Raw genomic sequence first — 19,509 nt, forward strand, 5'->3', positions numbered from 1 at the left:
AGCATAATCCAAATTCTAAATGAAAAAAATAATTTTTATATCATTACTGATTTTTGCATCCAAAACTTTCGCGCAGGATTTTAATTACAATCCGGATTTTAATTGGCTGACAATAAAAGGGAAGCATGTGCGTGTTCATTACCATGAAGAAGCAGAGCGCACGGCAAGAACAGTTGCCAAAATTGCAGATGAAGTTTGGGGACCAATAACATCACTTTATCAATACGAACCGGATGTGGTTGATTTTGTTATTAAAGACATTGATGATTACTCCAACGGCGCCACATACTTTTTTGATAATAAGATTGAGATCTGGGCTTCATCGCTCGATTTTGATCTTCGGGGAACACACAACTGGCTTCGTAATGTTATCTCACATGAGTTTACGCATATGGTGCAGATTCAAGCATCAATGAAACTTTCCAGAACTATTCCGGTATTCTATCTTCAGTTTATGAATTATGAAGATAAGCGCCGCCCGGATATTCTTTTCGGTTTTCCAAATGTTATTGCTTCATATCCCATTCCGGGAATTAATGTACCGGCCTGGTTTGCAGAAGGAACAGCTCAATACAACCGTAAAGAATTTAACTATGATAATTGGGATACTCATCGAGATATGATTTTGAGAAGTTATGCGCTGAAGAATAAAATGCTTACCTGGAATCAAATGGGAGTATTTGATAAGACTTCGCTCGGCAATGAATCTGTTTACAATTCAGGTTTTGCTCTTGTAAGATATCTTTCTCAAAAGTACGGTGAAGACAAACTTCGGCTTATAAATAATAAACTAGGCAAACTTACTAACTTTACAATTGATGCGGCTTTTAAAGATGTGCTCGGTAAAGACGGTAATGAAATTTATGATGAATGGACCGGCTACCTAAAGTCAGATTACAAAAAAAGAATGGCGGATGTAGAGTCGAATCAAGTTACGGGTGAAATGATTGTAAAAGAAGGATTTGGAAATTTCTATCCTACATTTTCCCCGGATGGTTCCAAACTTTTGTATATCTCCAACAAATCGAATGACTATTTCGCCTTATCTTCTCTATATCTAATGGACTTGAAGACAAAGGAAGAGAAAAAATTAGAATCTCCCATCCGGTCGAATGTGAGTTTTATTCCCGGCACTAATAAAATTATCTACTCAAAATTAAGCGACGATAACCCGCGATTAGTAAACATTCATGACATTTATATTTATGATATAGATAAAGACGATGAAACCCGTCTTACGCACGGATTAAGAGCCAACAATCCTTCCGTCTCGAATGACGGCAAAAAAATTGTTTTTGTTTTTCAAAATGACGGGACTGTGAATCTCGGAATTGTTGATATTGATGGAAAAAATTTCAAACGGCTTACATTTTTTGAAAAAGGGGAACAACTTTACAATCCAAGATTTTCAGCCGATGATTCATATTTAATTTTTGATTATTCGTACAGCAATAACCGCGATGTTGCAAGAGTCAATGTTAACGGTTCGGAGTATAAGCTTATAACAACATCTCCGGCTGATGAGCGTAATCCGTTCCAGGGTAAGGATGGCAAATTATATTACTCTAGCGATGAGACCGGCATCTTTAATATTTATTCGCTCGATCTCTCAACCGGTGAGAAGAAACAATTAACAAACGTTACCGGCGGCGCTTTTATGCCTATGGTTAATGCCAACGGTGATCTTGTTTATTCCGGTTATGTAGCTGATGGATATAAAATATTTCTTCTTCCAAAAGATCAAAGTGTACAAGTTGATACTACAAAAAAATATGTTTGGATCGGCAATCCTCCTTTAGGAGAAGACAAACCAAACGGTGATATTGGAAATTTCAAAATTAATGCACTCCGGAATTATGATGATAAGGATCTTGCCGATTACAAACCCGAAAAGTATTCCGGCTTTTTTTCCAAGCTGAGCATAATTCCATTTATCCGCTACGATAATTACAATACATCAAATTCAGGTTTGGATAGAATTAAACCGGGATTGTATATCTCATCGAGTGATGTGTTAAACCGGTTTTCAATCTTCGGCGGAGCTTCTCTTAATAGAAGGATGGAACGCGATCTATTTTTACAATTCGATTACCGGAACAAACTTCCTTTGATTTATAATCTCGGTTTGAAACCGGAAATCGGATTTGAACTTTACAGCATCAGCAGAAAAAGTAATATTGATATACCATTTGGTATTGATTCAACCTTTGTCCCGGTTAGAATTGATTATAGAATTCCTGCCGATGTTACTTACAATTTGTTTGAAGTCGATTTTTTTGCCCATCATAAAATCTTTGCAGATGGGAATAATGTTGAAGCACGGTTTATTTTCAGTCAGTATGTTTCAACGCTAAGCAGTTTCATTCTGCCTGAAAGCGGTAATTATTTATATCCGGCTTCAGACGATAAATATTTCATCGGCAAAAATTTTCAACTCAAATTTACTCATGAGATAATTCAACCTGAGACGGATTCCGATATCAATCCAGTTGGTAGAAAAGTTACACTTCAATACAATTATGAATCCAACCGGTTTAATAATGAAGGTAACTATACTGTTGAGAATGGATTTTTAGAACCTCTTTACAATGTTTTTAATTTTCACCGGATCGAATTGAACTGGAAAGAATATTTCGGATTAGGAAACGGACAAACATTAACCGCACAGTTTCGAGGCGGTTCCATATTAGGTCCGGCTGTGCCAGACTTTTTTGATTATTACCTCGGCGGCTTGATCGGAATGAAGAGTTATCCGTTCTATTCAGTCAGCGGCAATGAAATTGGCTGGATAAATTTAACTTACCGGTTTCCACTTTTTAGAGATATTGATACGCGGATCGGTCAACTCTATGTTGACAAAATTTTTCTATCTGTTTACGGAGATTTCGGCAACGCGTGGACGGGAAATTTCCCTTCGTTGAACGAATTCAAAAAAGGAGCCGGTGCTGAAATCAGAATAAAGATGAATTCGTTTTATCTATTTCCAACAAGTTTGTTTTTCAACGCTGCTTATTCATTCGACAAGTTTTCAAGAAAAATTTTAGGTGAAGACGTTACATATGGAAAAGAATGGAGTTTTTACGGCGGTATTTTATTCGATTTCAGTTTCTAATTATTTGGGGTATAAATGAAAAAAATAATTGTGTTGTTTCTAATCGGCTGTCAGTTGTCAGTTATCAGCGGTCAGCAAGTTGTTAAGAATGAAGTAGGAAATTTATTAAGCGGTTCATTAAATCTTGATTCGAAAATTGCGTATGATAAATCTGAAAAAATAATAACACCGTCTTTATCAAATATTGATGATCAAAAAAAATCTGTTTGGCTTGCGGTTGGTTTATCGGCTGTGTTACCCGGTGCAGGCGAGTTCTATTCAGAGAGTTATATAAAATCTGCCGCATTCATTGCAGTCGAAGCAGCTGCAATAACGCTTGGGTTGATTTACGATAAAAAGGGGAATGATCAAACTGATTTTTTCCAAAATTACGCTGACCAGCATTGGTCTGTTGACCGGTATGCGGCATGGACAATCAAACATGCGACTTCAATTAACGGCAGTGTTGATCCAACGAAGTACAATGTATTCGTAAATGGAAAAGTAGATTGGGCTGAGTTGAACCGGCTTGAAGGTGATCTCGGTACATATTATTCACACCGTCTGCCAAAATATGGCGAGCAGCAGTATTTTGAACTTATCGGTAAATATCCGCAATTCAATGTTGGCTGGGATGATTTTGGAGATGTAAACACACCTTATTTTTACGGCGATCCTCTTACACAAAAATTTCTCTATTATGCAGAAGAACGGGGAAAAGCAAATAATTTTTACAACGTTGCCGCAAAAGCAGTGCTTGTTGTGGTTGTAAACCATATCGTCAGCGCCGTTGATGCAGCTTGGACCGCGCACAGTTACAACAAAAATTTAGATATGCATGCAAGCATTGAAAGACGAGACTATGGTTTTATTACCGTATATTACCCCCAGTTAAATTTGCAGTATAGATTTTAGGAACAACAAACCAGAATGAGCACACCTTTAGTTTTAATTGTCGGAAGACCGAACGTTGGTAAATCAACTTTATTCAATCGTCTTACCAATAGTACAACTGCAATCGTTGACGATGTCAGCGGTGTAACACGTGATAGAATTTACGGGGACGTTGATTGGAATGGAAAATATTTCCGCGTCATTGATACGGGCGGATACGTTCCAAATACGGAAGATCTCTTTGAAACAGCTATACGTGAACAGATTGAAATTGCAATGGATGAATGCGATGCCATTCTTTTTGTTGTTGACGGCAGAATCGGTTTGACTCCATCCGATAAAGAAGTTTCCGAATTACTCCGCCGCGCGAATAAACCAAGCTACTTGCTTGTAAATAAATGCGACTCTCCTGCTTTTGCCGTTAATGCCGCTGAATTTTATTCGTTCGGGTTGAAAAATGTTTATGATGTATCGGCGTTGAACGGAAGAAATCTCGGTGATCTTCTTGATGACCTTATGGCGCATCTTTCATTTGCAGATGATCTTGATACCGAAATCCGTTTGCGTCTTGCGATTATAGGAAAACCAAATGTTGGTAAATCTTCTATTGTTAATGCGCTGCTCGGTTACGACCGGACTATTGTAACTAACATCCCCGGTACTACAAGAGATAGTATAGATTCCATTTTAAAATATTACGGTGAGGAAGTTGTTCTTGTTGATACCGCGGGTCTACGCAAAAAATCAAAAGTGAAAGAGAATATTGAATTTTTCTCAAACGTTCGAACATATAAAGCATTATGGAGCTGTGATGTTGCAATTCTTTTGCTCGATTCAAATCTAGGAATTGAAAATCAAGATCAGAAAATAATTGATGAAGCTGTTCGCCGGAGGAAAGGTTTAATACTTGCCGTTAACAAATGGGATTTGATTGAAAAGGAAACCAACACGGCAAAACAATATACAGATGCAATTCAAAGAAAGATGGGTTCTATTGATTATGTGCCGATTGTATATGTCTCTGCATTGACGAAGCAGAGAATTTTCAAATTGATTGATGTTGCCAAGAAAGTAAATGATGAAAGGAAGAAAAAAATTCCGACCAGCGAGCTTAATGATATTCTTCTTCCAGAAATAGAAAATATGCCGCCTCCTGCATCACCAACCGGCAAAGAAGTAAAGATAAAATATATTCAGCAGGTTGGAGATCATTATCCAATTTTTATGTTTTTCTGCAACGATCCACGGAACATACCGGATCATTACAAGCGCTTTCTGGAAAAGATGATTAGAAGAATCTTTGGTTTCGAGGGCGTACCGATGACACTTACTTTTAAGCAGAAGTAAAAACAATTCCACTTGTTCATCTCAAAAATGAATTACAACCAATGAAGAAATGTTTTTTAGTTTGCTTCTGCTAAACTCTCTAATGATTTCTTCAAACCATGTGTTCTAAGAAATCTTTGCATTTCTTTTATCACGAATTGCATCAATGCTCCATGGTCCAGCACCGGCTGCAGAAAAGTAAAGCCAAATAAAACAAAAAAGAACGGCAGCCACTCCACCATTTAATGTTGGCCAGAATCCTTGAGGATAGTGAAATTGGAAATATGCGACTGCCATCTCGCCGGACAAAATGAATGCAACCGGACGTGTAAAGAGACCGAATAAAATCAAACCACCTCCGAACACTTCCAGTATTCCGCCAATTCCAATTTGAGTTAATAATTTAGCAGTGTCGCCGTTTGGAGGCATCCCAACAGGAAAAGCGAATAGTTTTGATGTTCCTGCAAGAATAAAAATTAAAGCAGAAATAATCCGAAGCACACTTTTCAATTGAGGTGCCCAAGAAATCCATTTAGATAATAAATTCATTTTATTCATTATGTGTCTCCTATTTTTTCTAAAAGAAATATTTTCACAATTTCTTATTCTGTTTCTTCCTTCTGCAAGTTCTTTTTCATTTAAATGCTGATTTTAATCCTTCCCAGTGATATCTTCGAACCTAACATTCTGAACGGCGTACGATTGCCAATCCTTGTAATCGAAATGCCACCATTCGAATTCATAAACGGTGAATCCTTCTTTTTCCATTTCCAAACGTAATAGATCACGCAAACTCATTTCTTCGGATGTGCCGCCTTTATAATCTGCATAGGCGCGTTCAGACATTTCATCATACAGACTCGGCATAGTAACCGGATTGCCGGTTTTCAAATCATAGAGAGTAAGATCAACCGCACATCCGCGGTTATGTTTGGAACCTTTGGATGGATCCGCAACAAAATTATGCAGATCTGGTGGTGTAGCATCCCAAAATATTTTTGTGATGTACCATGGGCGATATGCGTCGTGAATTAAAAGCCCGAAGCCTTTTGATTCTAACGATTTAGAGACACGTACTAAAGCTTCTGCTGCTGGACGCTGCAAGAACGCACGCGCTTGACTATATAAAGGAGTACTCAAAAAATTATTTTTTGTCGCATAGCCAATATCGAGATGAATCGTTGAATCAAGTCTTATTATTTCCGTTAGCGACGCATTTCTAAATGCTCCCGTTTCTACTGGTGGTTTTGATCGTAAGGCTTCAACGATTAACTCATCAACGGGACGCACCGGTGATATATGAAAGAACCCGGAGCTTGAACATGCTGTCAATAGAATTAAAAGTAAAAGTGAAAAGAATTTTAAAAATGAATTTCTGCCGGTTTTATTATTACGCATAAACATGATTTCCATTGAGATGGATTCAACTTAGCCCAAAAGAAATTTGTAGTCAATGGTTTTCTAATAATCCGTTTACTTTGAGACTTGGTGACTTTGTGGCTAAGTCTTCGGAAAACATCATTTGCCATTAAGGCACGATGGCACTAAGAATCACGGAATATTTTAACTTTTTTGAGATCATGTGGGTGGTCAAAAAGGGGAGGGATAAAGGGTGAGTGAATTCTAAATTAATTATATTTATTACTGTAAAAATGGTTTGAGATAAATGTACCCGTTAAACCCGCGGAAAAATATAATCGTCATCGGCGGAAACGCAGCCGGACCCGCTGCCGCGGCTAAAGCAAAGCGCGCGGACCCGGATGCAAATGTGCTTATGATAGAAGCGGGAGATTTTATATCTACCGGGACTTGCGAACTTCCATACATAATTTCGGGAGAGATTAAGAATTTTGAAGAGATTGTATTCTTCACTCCTGAATCTTTCAAAAAAGAGAAAGGTGTAAACGTTTTAATTTCACATCTGGTGGAAAAGATTGACCGTTCTAAAAAAATTATTATTGTCAAAAATGTAAAAACCGGTCACAAATTTGAACAAGAATTTGATAAACTAATTCTCTGTACCGGTTCTAATGCAAAATCGGTTCCGCTTCTTCCAAAAAATCTTTCCAATCAATTCGTTCTTAAATCTGTTGCCGATCTAATCGCAATTAAATCTTATCTAGAAAAAAATAAAGTTCGTGATATTCTAATAGTAGGTGCCGGATATATAAGTTTGGAAGTTGCAGATGCATTCAAAAAACTCGGTTATTCAATTACTCTCATTGAGAAAGAAAATTTACCCATGCCGGGTGTGGATGATGAAACGCGCTATTTAATCTCTGAGCTTCTTAAACAAAATGGAATAGAATTTTACGGCGGCTCAAAAGATGTAAAGTTTAATCAAGATGAACAGAAATTTCTCAGTATTAAACTGGAAGGAAGAGTATTAGAATATGATATGGTGCTTCAAGGAGTTGGATTCGAGCCGAACAATAATCTGGCACTTTCTTCTAAATTAGCTATTGGGAACTCCGGTGGAATTAAAGTTGACCAGAAACTTCGTACTTCCGATCCAAACATTTTTGCCGCGGGTGACTGCATTGAAGTAATAAACCGAATTGTAAATAAATCGGAATATTTACCATTAGCAACAATTGCGCATCAATCCGGGCACACTGCAGGAGAAAATGCTGCCGGTGGTAACGTAACATTTCAGCCGGTAATTAAAAATATTGCTGTAAAATTTTTCGAAAAGTCGTTGGTGTCGGTCGGGTTAAATTCGGTTGAAACCAAGAAGCATGGTTTTAATTTTTCCTCCGTACATACTGTAATACCAAATCTTGTTAAAGTGATGCCGCAATCTGAACAAGTATTTGGCAAAATAATTTTCGACAAAAACACAAAACTCATTCTTGGTGCAAATTTTTTTGGCGGACCTGAAACGGTTGGTTACGGCGATTTAATCTCGTCATTCATTCACAATAAAATAAAAGCAACAGAATTGGCGAACGTTAATTTCAACTATACTCCGCCGCTTTCGCCTTTTATAAATATACTTTCGGTTCTAGGTAGAAAAATTGAGAGGGAACTTAAATGAAAAATTTTTTCTTGGTTGAAAATCCTCTTGTAAAAAGAGATGTAACAATTCTCCGTGATAAGAATACAAATCAAAATGAATTTCGATTGGCGATGGATCGAGTTTCCCATTCAATCGCTATTGAGATCAGCAAATCGTTCGAACTGACTCAATTCGACGTCGAGACTCCTCTCGAAATAACAAAAGGATACATTTTTAAAAAACAGATTGTTCTTATTCCGGTTTTACGTGCGGGACTCAGTATGGTAAGCTCATTTCTAGCAATGATCCCGGATGCTAAAGTCGGGCATATTGGATTACAGCGCGACGAAGTAACATTGCAGCCGGTTGATTATTATTACAAGACACCAAAAAATCTTGATGAGTCTATTACCATTGTACTTGATCCCATGCTTGCAACCGGAGGAAGTGCAGTTGCATCTTTCAATTCACTGAAACAAAAAGGTGTCGGAAAATGTATTCTTGCATGTTTAATTGCCGCTCCGGAGGGAATAAAAAAAATGAATGAACATCATCCGGAAATTTCAATCTATACAGCAGCTTTAGATAGGCAGCTTAATTCTGTTGGATATATTTTGCCCGGGCTCGGTGATGCTGGCGATAGGACTTTTGGAACACTCTAGAATTTTGGAATGTTTATCAAATGAATGTTATACTTGAATCAAAAATTAAGTGTCCAAATTGCGGATTCGAAAGAATAGAAATCATGCCGGAGAATGCATGTCAACATTTTTATCTCTGCTCCGGTTGCAACAAAATTATTAAACCACTTGAAGGGGATTGCTGTGTTTTCTGTTCTTATGGAACAGTAAAATGTCCGCCGATTCAAAAAGATAGAAAATGCTGCTAAAGTAAAAATTATGGAAATGACAATTAGCATAAAACACCAGCGGATGCTGGAAGATCTGCTTAAGATTTGCAGAACAAATCTTCCTACCGTTAATGAAGCGCTTATAAAAAAAGCGTTTCAGTTGAGCTATGAGTCGCACAAAAATGATTTCCGAGCTTCCGGCGAACCTTATTTTAACCACCCGTATGAAGTTGCAATGATTGTAGCACGGGAAATTCCACTTGATGATATATCGGTTATAAGCGCGTTGCTTCATGATGTTGTTGAAGACAGCGACATAGAACTTGATTTTATTACCAAAGAATTCAGTAAAGAAATTTCTGAAATTGTCGACGGCGTTACAAAGATCGGCGGCGTTTTCAAAGGACAGGAAATTACACAAGCAGAAAATTACCGCAAACTTCTTCTCTCGATGGTAAAAGATGTACGAGTAATACTTGTAAAATTTGCAGATCGTCTTCATAATATGCGTACTCTTGAATTTGTTCATCCGCAGAAGCAGAGAAGAATTGCTAAAGAGACTTTAGAAATTTATGCACCGTTCGCACACCGTTTTGGATTAGGAATCTTGAAGTGGGAACTTGAAGATCTTGCGTTCAAGTATCTGAACAAAGAAGCGTATGAAGACATCGCTAAAAAAATTAAAAGCACGCGCAAGGAAAGAGAGATCTTTATAAATAGATTCTCCAAACCGATTGTTGAGAAGTTAACCGAACACCACATGAAATATGAAATTGGAGGGAGACCAAAACATCTTTACAGCGTTTATCGCAAAATGATAATTCAGAACAGACCATTTGAAGATATTTATGATTTACTCGCTATACGTATTATACTTGAGAGCAACGATGCGAATGAATGCTATTATGTGCTTGGAATAATAAATCAGCTTTACAAACCGATCCCGGACCGCTTCAAAGATTTTATATCAATTCCTAAAAAAAATAATTATCAATCAATTCACACAACGGTAATTGGGCCTGATGGGAAACTGATAGAAGTACAGATACGTACACGGAAGATGCATGAAATTGCAGAGAAAGGTGTTGCCGCACATTGGAAATACAAAGAGAATTCTGTTGCCAATGATAAAGATCTTGAAGAGTGGGTTAACTGGATACGCGATGTTTTCGAACATTCATCAAAAGATGAAGCTACAAAAGAAATTCTTGCCAGTTTTAAACTCAATTTATATCAAGATGAGATTTACATATTCACTCCAAAGGGTGAATTGCGACGGCTGCCGTTAAATTCAACACCGGTGGATTTTGCTTTTGAAATCCATAGTAATGTCGGTTACAAATGTATCGGTGCAAAAGTGAATGGGAAAATTGTTCCGCTCGATACTGTAATTCACAGCGGCGATCAGGTAGAAATCATCACATCTAAAAATCAACATCCGAATAAAAGCTGGCTGCAGTTTGTCCAGACTCACAAAGCAAAAAATAATATCCGGAAATATTTAAATAAGGAAGAAGAACAAGTTCTTGATGCCGGTAAAGAGATTTGGAATCATAAAATTAAAAAGCTGAAACTCTCTTTCACGCCGGATGATTTATTAAAGCTTGTCCGCAAACTTAAATATGATAACAACAGACAATTTTTTAAAGCCATTGCTCAAGACAAAATAAACTTGGATGAAATACTAAATCCTAAAATTGAGACGGAGGAGAAAGCAACTCCGGAAGTTCAATTCGAAAAATTTATTGATATAGCTAGAGGAAATGCGGGGGAAGTTGTTGTTGAAGGAGATCATAAAGGATTTGCTTACTCTTATGCTAAGTGCTGTAATCCGGTTCCCGGAGATCCGGTAATCGGCTATATAACTATCGGTGAAGGAATTAAAATCCACCGGAAAGATTGCAAGAACTTGATTAACATGGTTAAGACAAATCCGGACCGTTTAGTGCCGGTTACTTGGCCTAAAGAAAATGGAGCGTTTTTTGTCGCCGGACTTTCAATTCGCGGAGATGACGTTCCCGGAATTCTTAAAGACATTTCAAACAGTATTACTACTTATCAGAATACGAATATTAAATCTGTGAACATTACAACCGGCGATTCTCTTTTCAAAGGTACGATTACGGTCTTTGTAAAAGATTTAGATCATCTCAACAAATTAATAGAGCGTTTGAAGAAGAACCGTGGGATTTATTCTGTCGAACGGTTTGACGCTGATAATCAATAAATAATTTAATGGAAAACTTTTTGGACGAACAGAGGATACTCGCAATCGATTTTGGCGAAAAGAGGATTGGGTTTGCAATAACAGATCCGATGAATATTTTCGGTTACCCTTTAGTAACTGTTCCAAATGATAAAAAATTCTGGAATGAACTTTCAAAAGTAATCTTAGAATACAAAGTTGTTAAAATTATTTTAGGTTATCCGTTAAAAGAAAGCGGAAGTGAATCAACAAGTTCAAAAGCAGTTCTTAAATTCAAAGAAGAGCTGGAAAAGCGGATCACTCTTCCAATAGAATTAGTAGATGAAAGATATTCATCTTCTATTGCACGCGACCGTATAATAGAATCTGTGAGTTCGAAAAAGAAGCGGCGTGATAAATCGCTATTAGATAAAAATGCGGCAGCGGTTATGTTGGAAGACTATTTGAATAGTATAAAAAAATGAAAAACTTCATCAATTAATGCCATAATAAATTGACATTTTTAATGATATAAATTATTTTGAATCAGTGATAAAATTTAATTGGGAGCAAATTCATGACATTAGACGCACTTGGAATGATTGAAACTAAAGGATTAGTCGGCGCAATTGAAGCTGCCGATGCAATGGTAAAAGCTGCAAAAGTAGAATTGATTGGAAAAGAAACAATCGGTGGCGGTTACGTAACTGTAATGGTCCGCGGTGATGTTGGAGCAGTAAAAGCTGCTACAGATGCCGGCGCTGCGGCAGCACAAAGAGTTGGAGAATTAGTTTCAGTTCATGTCATTCCACGTCCCCATACAGATGTTGAATTGATTCTGCCAAAACGCGCAGTAAAATAATAAATGCAATTAGCGTTAGGTCTTATTGAAACCAAGGGCTTAATCGGTGCGATTGAAGCCGCCGATGCAATGGTTAAAGCCGCAAATGTGAAGTTAGTCAGTAAAGAAAAAATTACTGCCGCTTTAGTTACAGTAAAAATCATTGGTGAAGTTGCCGCTGTAAAATCGGCTGTTGATGCCGGTGCTGCCGCGGCTCAACGTGTAGGTCAATTAGTATCCGCCCATGTTATTCCCCGCCCAGATGATCAACTTGAAGATATAATTTATTTTTCTTCTTTTTCCGTTGAGCCGGAAACTAAACAGCCACAAAAGAAAGTAAGAGTTGCAGAATCTAAAACCGTAGAAGAAGTTGTCGAAGAAAAAGTTGAATTGAAAGAAGATCTACTTAATGAAAATCTTTTTGATGTGTTGGAAGAGAGTAAGGATGAAGTTGTTAAAATCAAAAAAGAACGAAAGCCAAAAGATCAAACTAAAAAACTGGAGACGCTTTCGAGGTTAGAAGTACTACGCACAGAAGCGATGAATGAGATTTCATCCGGCACAGAAATTTCATCTCCAAAAGAAGTTCCAACTTCCGAAGACCTCCTACAACTGAATGTTCACGAACTACGGCATCTTGCCCGTAGTTTTGAAAATTTTCCTATCAAGGGAAGACAAATTTCCCGCGCGAGCAGAGATGAATTGAGAGAGTATTTTAAGCAACTCAAATAATTTTGAATCTGATATCATAATATAAAACTCCATTTATGTGGAGTTTTGTTTTTTTAATAAAGGTCAGATCCAAGGCAATATAATTTTATATTCCGTTCAAGAATTCGTACAAAGAAAAACGAAAAGAATTTTCAACTAATTTCTTTTGCTGATGATTTTAGCTGAGTAAGATGATTCTGCCATACCCCTATACTAACAACAATAAACGCTGATAACAGAGTATCCGATAACCAATGCTGATCATGGTAAATTCTTCCTATTGCTGTCATCACCGCAATGAAATACCAGAAACTTTTCCAGAGTATATTATCATACAAAGAAGCAAATACAGACGAGATCACAAACGCAATAGCCACATCTCCCGATGGCAGCGAGAGTCTTTCATTTGGACCCAAAACAAAAGGAGTAAAATAAAGTTGCCCAACTCCGTTAAAAGGGCGCCATCTTCCTAAAAAAGATTTTAGTATAGTTACAATTAATCCGGAATAGATGAATAATTGCAAAAATTTGTATCCCGTTGAACGAATCTTTTCTTTTTGAAATAGAAGTCCACCAATGTAGAAGACCAGAAACAATATTAATACAGGTTGAGCTTTTCCATATCTATGAAAAAATGAAAAGACAGAATCAAAAAAAGGATTCCGTGCTGATTGTATCCACACTCTAAGATTATTATCAATAAAAAACATTGAGATAAAGAAAAAAATAAAGAAAATGAAAATTGTCGTCCGTGTTTTCCTTGTCCAATTTAAAGGAGCTTTTATAAACGCAGATGAATCATTAAATAAAGAAATTAAATCAACTTTAATTAAAGAAGTGCGATTGGATGACTTATCTGTATTATTCGACATAAATTTCCCATTAAAAGACGGGTAAGCGGCCGCCATTGTTGAAATATTATACGCAGTTATGTTTTGTATTGCCAATGGTAATATAAGATTGAACGGCGGAGAAACGCAATCGTATCTTTAGACACAGCTGCAATCCCTAAATTTTAATCAGATTATCTTTAGAAACTTCGAATCGTTTAATCACGGGAGTTTTTTTATATTTCGGTATGAAGAAAAAGATCATCACAATATCGGTAATTTCATTTTTCTCGATTGGACTCTGGGTTTATGTGTCTCTGTCAAATGTATTCGTAACTACAATTAAAGTTCCTATTAACATTACTGATTTGCCGAAAAATTATTCCTTAGGTAATTCCTCCGTTTCCGAAGTTTATATTCAAGTAAAAGGAAAAGGGTGGGAATTGGCAAAATTAATTTTGGGACCGGAAGTTGATTTCGATATTTCCGCACATAGAAGAATTGGTCACCGTAAAAATGATTTGAATGATTTAATTGAAGCGAATGCCTGGCTTACTTCTTCATTTCAAGTTTTGGAAATCACACCTTCTCAGATCGAGTATGATATCGAAAAAGTGGGTTCGAAAACAGTTAAGCTGATCAAGAATTTTAAACTGGATTTTAAACCCGGCTATGGTCCATCTTCAAAAATAAAAATTGTGCCGGAAACGGTTGAAATAAGCGGGCCGGCAAATCTGTTGCGCAATACCGATTCAATAAAAACAGAGTACAAAAAAATTCCGGATGTTTCAGAAAATGTAAAATTCGATCTCAAAATTGAAGCCCCGGATGGTATAACCGTTTCCACCAAAATTTGCACTATCGAATTGGAAGTCCAAAAAATTGTTGATAAAACTTTTGAAAATATTGTTGTCGAAACTCGAAATGTTCCGCCGTCAAAGGACTTGATACTTTTCCCAGGTAAAATAAATGTGGTTATCCGCGGCGGAATTAACAAACTAGGCAGATTAACAAATGACAGTATTAAAGCCTATGTTGATTACTGGTCAGCACTTCGCGAAGAAAAAGGAACGATAGAGCCAATCATTGAATTACCGCAGTTCACAACACACGTAAGTACAATACCTAATAAACTAGAATACATCATTAAACAATACTAATTATGTTCATAACATTTGAAGGTCTAGACTTTTGCGGTAAATCAACACAGGTTCAACTGCTTGAAAAATATCTACTGGATAACGAGAAGAATGTAAAAATTATTCGTGAACCGGGCGGAACACCTATTTCAGAAAAAATCCGGGATATTCTTCTTGATAAAAAAAATTCCGAAATGTCCGTTGAGACAGAACTGGTTTTATTTTCGGCAAGCCGTTCTCAGCTGGTTAATCAAGTTATTCTTCCGGCATTAAAAGAAAATGTATTTGTAATTTCGGACCGATTTCATGATTCATCAATTGCCTATCAAGCTTTTGGTAGAAAAATTTCTCTGGAATTTGTTGAAAAGCTTCAGCAATTTGTCATCGGCAAAGCTGTTCCGGATATAACATTCTTTCTGGATATACCGATTGAAGAAGTGCTTAAAAGAAAATCGAAAGTAAAACATATAGAACTGGACAGAATTGAACTTTCTAAAATGGATTTTTACGAACGGGTGAGAAAAGGTTATCTCTATCTCGCCGAAAAGGAAAAAAGATTTCGGATAATAAGCGGGCAGCTTTCAATTCCGGAAATTCACGAGAAAATAATTCGTGAAGTGAAAATATTAGAGAAATAAGAAAGGGTTAGTATGAAAATTTGGAAAATCATTTTTCTTTCTGCGTTTGCAGTAATTTTGTTCTCCGGTTTTATAACAAGGGATAATGATATTTATCTCGAGATGAATAAAAGCATTGATGTTTTTGGGCGTGTATACAAAGAAGTTACTCTCAATTATGTAGATCATCTGAATCCGGAAGAATTTATGCTTGCCGGAATTAACGGAATGCTTACATCTCTGGATCCATACACAAATTTTATAGATGAAAATCAGCAGAAAGATATTGATATAATTACAAAAGGGAAGTACGGCGGCATAGGAGCTTCTATAGGAATTAGAAATGATAATGTTACTGTAGTTGATTTGATTGAAGGATTTTCGGCGCAGCGCCAGGGAATGAGAATCGGCGACATCATTATGAAGATAAATGATACTCCAGTTACAAGAGAAAATATTGAAAACTTGAGCGATCTTTTAAAAGGCGACCCGGGAAGTCCTGTTAAAATTGTTGTTAAACGGGAAACTGTGAATGAACCAATTGTCTTTAATTTGATGCGCGAAGAAATTGAAGTTAAGAATGTTAGCTACTACGGGTTTATTCCTGAAGGGAGCAATAATGCATATATAAAACTGAGTGGATTTTCTAGAACTGCGGGCGAGGAAGTAAAAAAAGCTTATCTTGATTTGAAATCCCAAAAAGAAATTGAGTCTGTTGTTTTGGATCTGAGAGGTAATCCTGGCGGTTTACTCGATGCGGCAATTGATGTGTCTGAAAAATTTTTGAAGAAAGGGGAATTGATTGTTTCGGTTAAAGGAAGAGATAGTCTTAATAGTAAAAATTATTTTGCCACGGAAGAACCGATTTCCAGCGATACCAAAATGGTTGTTCTGATTGATGAGGGTACTGCTTCGGCTTCTGAAATTGTTGCCGGCGCAATTCAAGATCACGACCGGGCTGTAATTGTGGGAACAAATTCTTTTGGTAAAGGATTAGTTCAAACCGTTTTGCCACTATCATATAATACATCTTTAAAAATTACAACCGCACGTTATTACACGCCTACCGGCAGATCGATCCAAAGGGTCAATTACTCTGATAAAAATAAAGTGTTCGAACAGAACTCATTAATAAAACAAACAGAATTCAAAACTGATGGAAAAAGAATTGTTCTTTCAGGCGGTGGAATTATGCCAGATTCCATTGTAAAAAATAATTCAAACTCCCGGCTCGTCCAAACACTTCTAGCGGAGGGAATGTTTTTCAAATTTGCCACAAATTTTTTTAATACTAACCCCAATACAAATTGGAAAATAATAAAACCCGAAACTTTATTACTTGAATTCACAAAATATTTGAAAAGCCAAAAATTTGAATTTGTCTCGAAATCCGAAAAGCTAATTGACCAGTTGGAGATTTCGGGTGCGGAAGAAAATATAGATCAAAAATTTTTAGAACAGCTCGCTAAAATTAAAACCCAAGTTGATCTGAGCCATACTAATGAACTTGATAAATATAAAGACGATGTTTTGTTCGAAATTAGACAGGAGCTTTCAGCAAGAACCGAAGGAAGGCAGGGTAGAATTAGTGAGTCTCTTAAGGATGATAAACAATTTTTAGCTTCTTATAATATTCTTAATGATAAAAAGAAATATCAATTGCTTCTTAGATAGCAATCATTTTTCTTCTTCAGGCAATTTCTGTTGGAAATGGATTTAATATGACTTTATCAAAAGTATTTTTTCACAGAAATCCGCAGTTTGGTAAATGCCCCGAATGTAAAAAGACCGGGACTTTACATCGCTCCCGATCACGAAATCTGTATGAACAGATTGTGCAGCTAACTTCGTTTGTCAAGTTGTATCGATGTAAAGAATGCGGATGGCGGGGAACTCGCACTACTGTGGCAATAACTCAGAAATCAATAAAGAGTATTTTAATCTATTTGGTCCTGATCCTTGTTGCTGCATTTTTAGTAAGATATATTATTCTTCACTTTATCTTAAACTAGTAATGGCTTCTTGAAAATAATCCGGCAGGTCATAACAACTATTTTGACAAAATAAAATTAACAGATAAATCTTCTGCCGATTTATATTTATTTAGATAATGAACTTTTATTTTTCCCCGGTTTTTTACTAACCAGCTTAAGCCGATTCGTAATTTCTCTAAATCTTTATCATAAATGGCTTTGTCTGTATTAATAGTACCGGTGAAGTAATCTTCCAAAATATTATCGAAATGGTCTTTTGAACCAACAAAATATTCTTTGAAAATTACTCTTCCATCTACAAGCAACATGTAATCATTTTTTATTGGACCACTAACTTCTATAAGAACGTTAGCCTTATTGATTGGTTCTGCAAGGATCGAAGCTTTGTTGATTTGATTCAGAATAGATTGTACAACATCTCTAACCTGAGCAGCTTCTTCAAATTTTTGCAAAGCACTAAGTTCTTTCATTCTTGTTAGAAGCCGGCCTACGGCAGATTGATTATTACCGCATAAAAATTCATTAATATTTTTGAGTTCATTTTTATACTGTTCGTCAATATTCTTCTCAACACATGGAGCCAGGCATCGTTCGATGTCTGCAAGGTAACACCTTCTACCTTTATTAAATTCTTTAAGAGAACATTCTCGAATTTGAAAAGTCTTATTTACAATTTCTTTTAAAATGTTAGCTGTGTCCCGGTTAGGATAAGGACCGTAATAGTCATTACCGTCAAAATCAAAGTTTGATGTAACTTCTACCGAAGGGAAATAATGTGTCAAAGCTAATTTTAAGAAATAACTTCGAGGATATTTCTTCAGCATTTTATTTTGCTTCGGGTTATGGGTCTTGATCAATTCCGCTTCTGCTATTAAAGCCGTCAATTCGCTGTTCGTCGTATGGAATTCAAGTCCCGAAGCTTTTCTTACAATATCTTTTGCTTTTCGAATCGCGTTGTTGGAAAAATAATTATTCAACCGGTCCTTTAACGATTTTGCCTTGCCGATATAAATTATTTCATTTTTTGTATTCTTATAAAAATATACTCCCGGTTGATCTGGAATCTTTGAAAAGTCGTCCAATAATTTTTTCTTGATTATGCGAAATGGTTTTGTTGAAGTCGGCAAATTTTGAAAATTAACCAGATCACTCACTGTATCTATATTATGTTCTTCCCGGAGTGTAGGAAACATTTTTAATAAAATTTTTGCGGTAGCCATTGAATCGCCCAATCCTCGATGAACATTTCTGTGACGGATCTTGAGCGACTTAGTAAGATGCCCCAGCGATTTACTGGGGAACTGCGGATATAATTTACGAGCCAAACGGACTGTACAGACCGCTTCGTTGGTTAGGAATTCCAATTCGGCATTTTCACACTCGTGTCTCAAAAATGAATGATCGAAACTTAGATTGTGTGCTATTAAAACCGAGTCTCCTATAAATTCCTTCATCCGATAATAAACTTCATCAAAAAAAGGCGCATCCTCTACATCGGCATTTGTTATCCCGGTAAGTTTCGTAATGAAATACGGTATTGGTCTGCCGGGATTTATAAATGAAGAAAAAGTATCGGCAATTTTTCCATTCAGAATTTTTACCACACCGATTTCGATTACTTTATCCTGCCTTCCGGACATACCGGTAGTTTCAAAATCGAAAACACAATATTCGGCTTCTTCAAAAGGAATTTCTGTTAATTTGGCTTCTTTCATTATTTGATCTTTTTTCACGTTCAAAATTTAATCAAAAATGATTTGTTGGAATGAATATTATTTGACAGAATAGTTTGGATCTCCGCCGTTTAAACTCTACAATTTTATTGACGTGTAATTATTTTTTAATTAAGTTCAATTCAACCTTTCGAGGTTAATCCGGCTAAGTGATAATCTTCTGTTCAATTTTCATCATTCTTGAACCTCTAAAGGTATATAGTACAACTTTTAACTTCTGAGTATTTATTCCATTCGGCTATTAAATAATTTCCTTTTACGATCCTTTTCTGCAAAAAAAAAGTTATTAAAATTATATCG

At 36.4% G+C, this 19,509-nt stretch carries 15 protein-coding genes and 1 pseudogene; 12 read left to right on the forward strand and 4 right to left on the reverse strand.

Annotated features, from left to right (window positions below; translation table 11 throughout):
* Positions 1–19: 19 nt before the first annotated feature.
* Genes NTX65_02450 through der form a run of 3 tightly spaced genes read left to right on the forward strand, consistent with a single transcriptional unit; the run spans position 20 to position 5,332 of the window.
* The gene (locus NTX65_02450; GenBank protein MCX6168172.1) at positions 20–3,112 is read left to right on the forward strand and encodes a biopolymer transporter Tol; all 3,093 of its coding nucleotides are present in this window, start codon (positions 20–22) and stop codon (positions 3,110–3,112) included.
* Positions 3,113–3,127: 15 nt separating this feature from the next.
* Positions 3,128–4,006 (forward strand): hypothetical protein, encoded by an 879-nt coding sequence (locus NTX65_02455; GenBank protein MCX6168173.1) that lies wholly within the window; start codon positions 3,128–3,130, stop codon positions 4,004–4,006.
* A gap of 15 nt (positions 4,007–4,021) precedes the next feature.
* Positions 4,022–5,332 (forward strand): ribosome biogenesis GTPase Der, encoded by a 1,311-nt coding sequence (gene der / locus NTX65_02460; protein ID MCX6168174.1) that lies wholly within the window; start codon positions 4,022–4,024, stop codon positions 5,330–5,332.
* 105 nt (positions 5,333–5,437) lie between these two features.
* On the opposite strand, the gene NTX65_02465 is transcribed toward der, so the two are convergent.
* Both NTX65_02465 and NTX65_02470 read right to left on the reverse strand, forming a co-directional pair.
* Positions 5,438–5,869 carry a DoxX family protein gene (locus tag NTX65_02465; protein ID MCX6168175.1) on the reverse strand — a complete coding sequence of 144 codons (432 nt, stop codon included), beginning with the start codon at positions 5,867–5,869 and terminating at the stop codon, positions 5,438–5,440.
* A gap of 93 nt (positions 5,870–5,962) precedes the next feature.
* The gene (locus tag NTX65_02470) at positions 5,963–6,709 is read right to left on the reverse strand and encodes a M15 family metallopeptidase (protein MCX6168176.1); all 747 of its coding nucleotides are present in this window, start codon (positions 6,707–6,709) and stop codon (positions 5,963–5,965) included.
* Between the two features lie 268 nt (positions 6,710–6,977).
* Here NTX65_02470 and NTX65_02475 point away from each other — a divergent pair, with 268 nt between their 5' ends.
* From NTX65_02475 to NTX65_02500, 6 genes and pseudogenes are all read left to right on the forward strand, one after another.
* On the forward strand, positions 6,978–8,348 hold the full coding sequence (locus tag NTX65_02475) for an FAD-dependent oxidoreductase (GenBank protein MCX6168177.1): 1,371 nt from the start codon (positions 6,978–6,980) through the stop codon (positions 8,346–8,348).
* Positions 8,345–8,971: a uracil phosphoribosyltransferase gene (upp, locus tag NTX65_02480; GenBank protein MCX6168178.1), complete on the forward strand. Its 627-nt coding sequence runs from the start codon at positions 8,345–8,347 to the stop codon at positions 8,969–8,971. Before NTX65_02475 ends, upp begins: the two co-directional genes overlap by 4 nt.
* A gap of 237 nt (positions 8,972–9,208) precedes the next feature.
* Complete coding sequence (locus tag NTX65_02485) at positions 9,209–11,386, forward strand: bifunctional (p)ppGpp synthetase/guanosine-3',5'-bis(diphosphate) 3'-pyrophosphohydrolase (GenBank protein MCX6168179.1); 2,178 nt, start codon at positions 9,209–9,211, stop codon at positions 11,384–11,386.
* Positions 11,387–11,406: 20 nt separating this feature from the next.
* Positions 11,407–11,829, forward strand: coding sequence for a Holliday junction resolvase RuvX (ruvX, locus tag NTX65_02490; GenBank protein MCX6168180.1), 423 nt, complete (start codon positions 11,407–11,409; stop codon positions 11,827–11,829).
* 92 nt (positions 11,830–11,921) lie between these two features.
* The gene (gene eutM / locus NTX65_02495) at positions 11,922–12,206 is read left to right on the forward strand and encodes an ethanolamine utilization microcompartment protein EutM (GenBank protein ID MCX6168181.1); all 285 of its coding nucleotides are present in this window, start codon (positions 11,922–11,924) and stop codon (positions 12,204–12,206) included.
* Between the two features lie 3 nt (positions 12,207–12,209).
* A pseudogene (locus tag NTX65_02500) lies at positions 12,210–12,470 on the forward strand (BMC domain-containing protein).
* A gap of 578 nt (positions 12,471–13,048) precedes the next feature.
* Here NTX65_02500 and NTX65_02505 read toward each other — a convergent pair.
* Positions 13,049–13,768, reverse strand: a complete 720-nt coding sequence (locus tag NTX65_02505; GenBank protein ID MCX6168182.1) for a phosphatase PAP2 family protein — start codon at positions 13,766–13,768, stop codon at positions 13,049–13,051.
* A 206-nt stretch (positions 13,769–13,974) separates the two neighbouring features.
* On the opposite strand from NTX65_02505, the gene NTX65_02510 reads away from it, so the two are divergent.
* From NTX65_02510 to NTX65_02520, 3 genes are read left to right on the forward strand one after another with little or no spacing between them, the layout of a single operon-like run.
* A complete protein-coding gene (locus tag NTX65_02510; GenBank protein MCX6168183.1) occupies positions 13,975–14,886 on the forward strand; it encodes a CdaR family protein in 912 nt (303 codons plus the stop codon).
* A gap of 2 nt (positions 14,887–14,888) precedes the next feature.
* Positions 14,889–15,503, forward strand: coding sequence for a dTMP kinase (gene tmk, locus NTX65_02515; protein MCX6168184.1), 615 nt, complete (start codon positions 14,889–14,891; stop codon positions 15,501–15,503).
* A 12-nt stretch (positions 15,504–15,515) separates the two neighbouring features.
* Positions 15,516–17,156, forward strand: a complete 1,641-nt coding sequence (locus NTX65_02520; GenBank protein ID MCX6168185.1) for a S41 family peptidase — start codon at positions 15,516–15,518, stop codon at positions 17,154–17,156.
* Positions 17,157–17,532: 376 nt separating this feature from the next.
* On the opposite strand, the gene NTX65_02525 is transcribed toward NTX65_02520, so the two are convergent.
* Positions 17,533–19,191, reverse strand: coding sequence for an exonuclease domain-containing protein (locus tag NTX65_02525; protein ID MCX6168186.1), 1,659 nt, complete (start codon positions 19,189–19,191; stop codon positions 17,533–17,535).
* Between the last annotated feature and the right edge of the window lie 318 nt (positions 19,192–19,509).

This window comes from Ignavibacteriales bacterium (assembly GCA_026390795.1).
GTDB lineage: Bacteria > Bacteroidota > Ignavibacteria > Ignavibacteriales > Melioribacteraceae > Fen-1258.

What these genes read in the sequence shown, in the direction of transcription:
- NTX65_02505 (MCX6168182.1), bottom strand. Translation starts at nt 13,768, where the DNA reads ATGTCGAATAATACAGATAAGTCATCCAATCGCACTTCTTTAATTAAA.
- eutM (MCX6168181.1), top strand. Translation starts at nt 11,922, where the DNA reads ATGACATTAGACGCACTTGGAATGATTGAAACTAAAGGATTAGTCGGC.
- NTX65_02485 (MCX6168179.1), top strand. Translation starts at nt 9,209, where the DNA reads ATGGAAATGACAATTAGCATAAAACACCAGCGGATGCTGGAAGATCTG.
- upp (MCX6168178.1), top strand. Translation starts at nt 8,345, where the DNA reads ATGAAAAATTTTTTCTTGGTTGAAAATCCTCTTGTAAAAAGAGATGTA.
- NTX65_02470 (MCX6168176.1), bottom strand. Translation starts at nt 6,709, where the DNA reads ATGCGTAATAATAAAACCGGCAGAAATTCATTTTTAAAATTCTTTTCA.
- NTX65_02510 (MCX6168183.1), top strand. Translation starts at nt 13,975, where the DNA reads ATGAAGAAAAAGATCATCACAATATCGGTAATTTCATTTTTCTCGATT.
- NTX65_02525 (MCX6168186.1), bottom strand. Translation starts at nt 19,191, where the DNA reads ATGAAAGAAGCCAAATTAACAGAAATTCCTTTTGAAGAAGCCGAATAT.
- NTX65_02465 (MCX6168175.1), bottom strand. Translation starts at nt 5,869, where the DNA reads ATGAATAAAATGAATTTATTATCTAAATGGATTTCTTGGGCACCTCAA.
- NTX65_02455 (MCX6168173.1), top strand. Translation starts at nt 3,128, where the DNA reads ATGAAAAAAATAATTGTGTTGTTTCTAATCGGCTGTCAGTTGTCAGTT.
- NTX65_02520 (MCX6168185.1), top strand. Translation starts at nt 15,516, where the DNA reads ATGAAAATTTGGAAAATCATTTTTCTTTCTGCGTTTGCAGTAATTTTG.
- tmk (MCX6168184.1), top strand. Translation starts at nt 14,889, where the DNA reads ATGTTCATAACATTTGAAGGTCTAGACTTTTGCGGTAAATCAACACAG.
- der (MCX6168174.1), top strand. Translation starts at nt 4,022, where the DNA reads ATGAGCACACCTTTAGTTTTAATTGTCGGAAGACCGAACGTTGGTAAA.
- NTX65_02450 (MCX6168172.1), top strand. Translation starts at nt 20, where the DNA reads ATGAAAAAAATAATTTTTATATCATTACTGATTTTTGCATCCAAAACT.
- NTX65_02475 (MCX6168177.1), top strand. Translation starts at nt 6,978, where the DNA reads ATGTACCCGTTAAACCCGCGGAAAAATATAATCGTCATCGGCGGAAAC.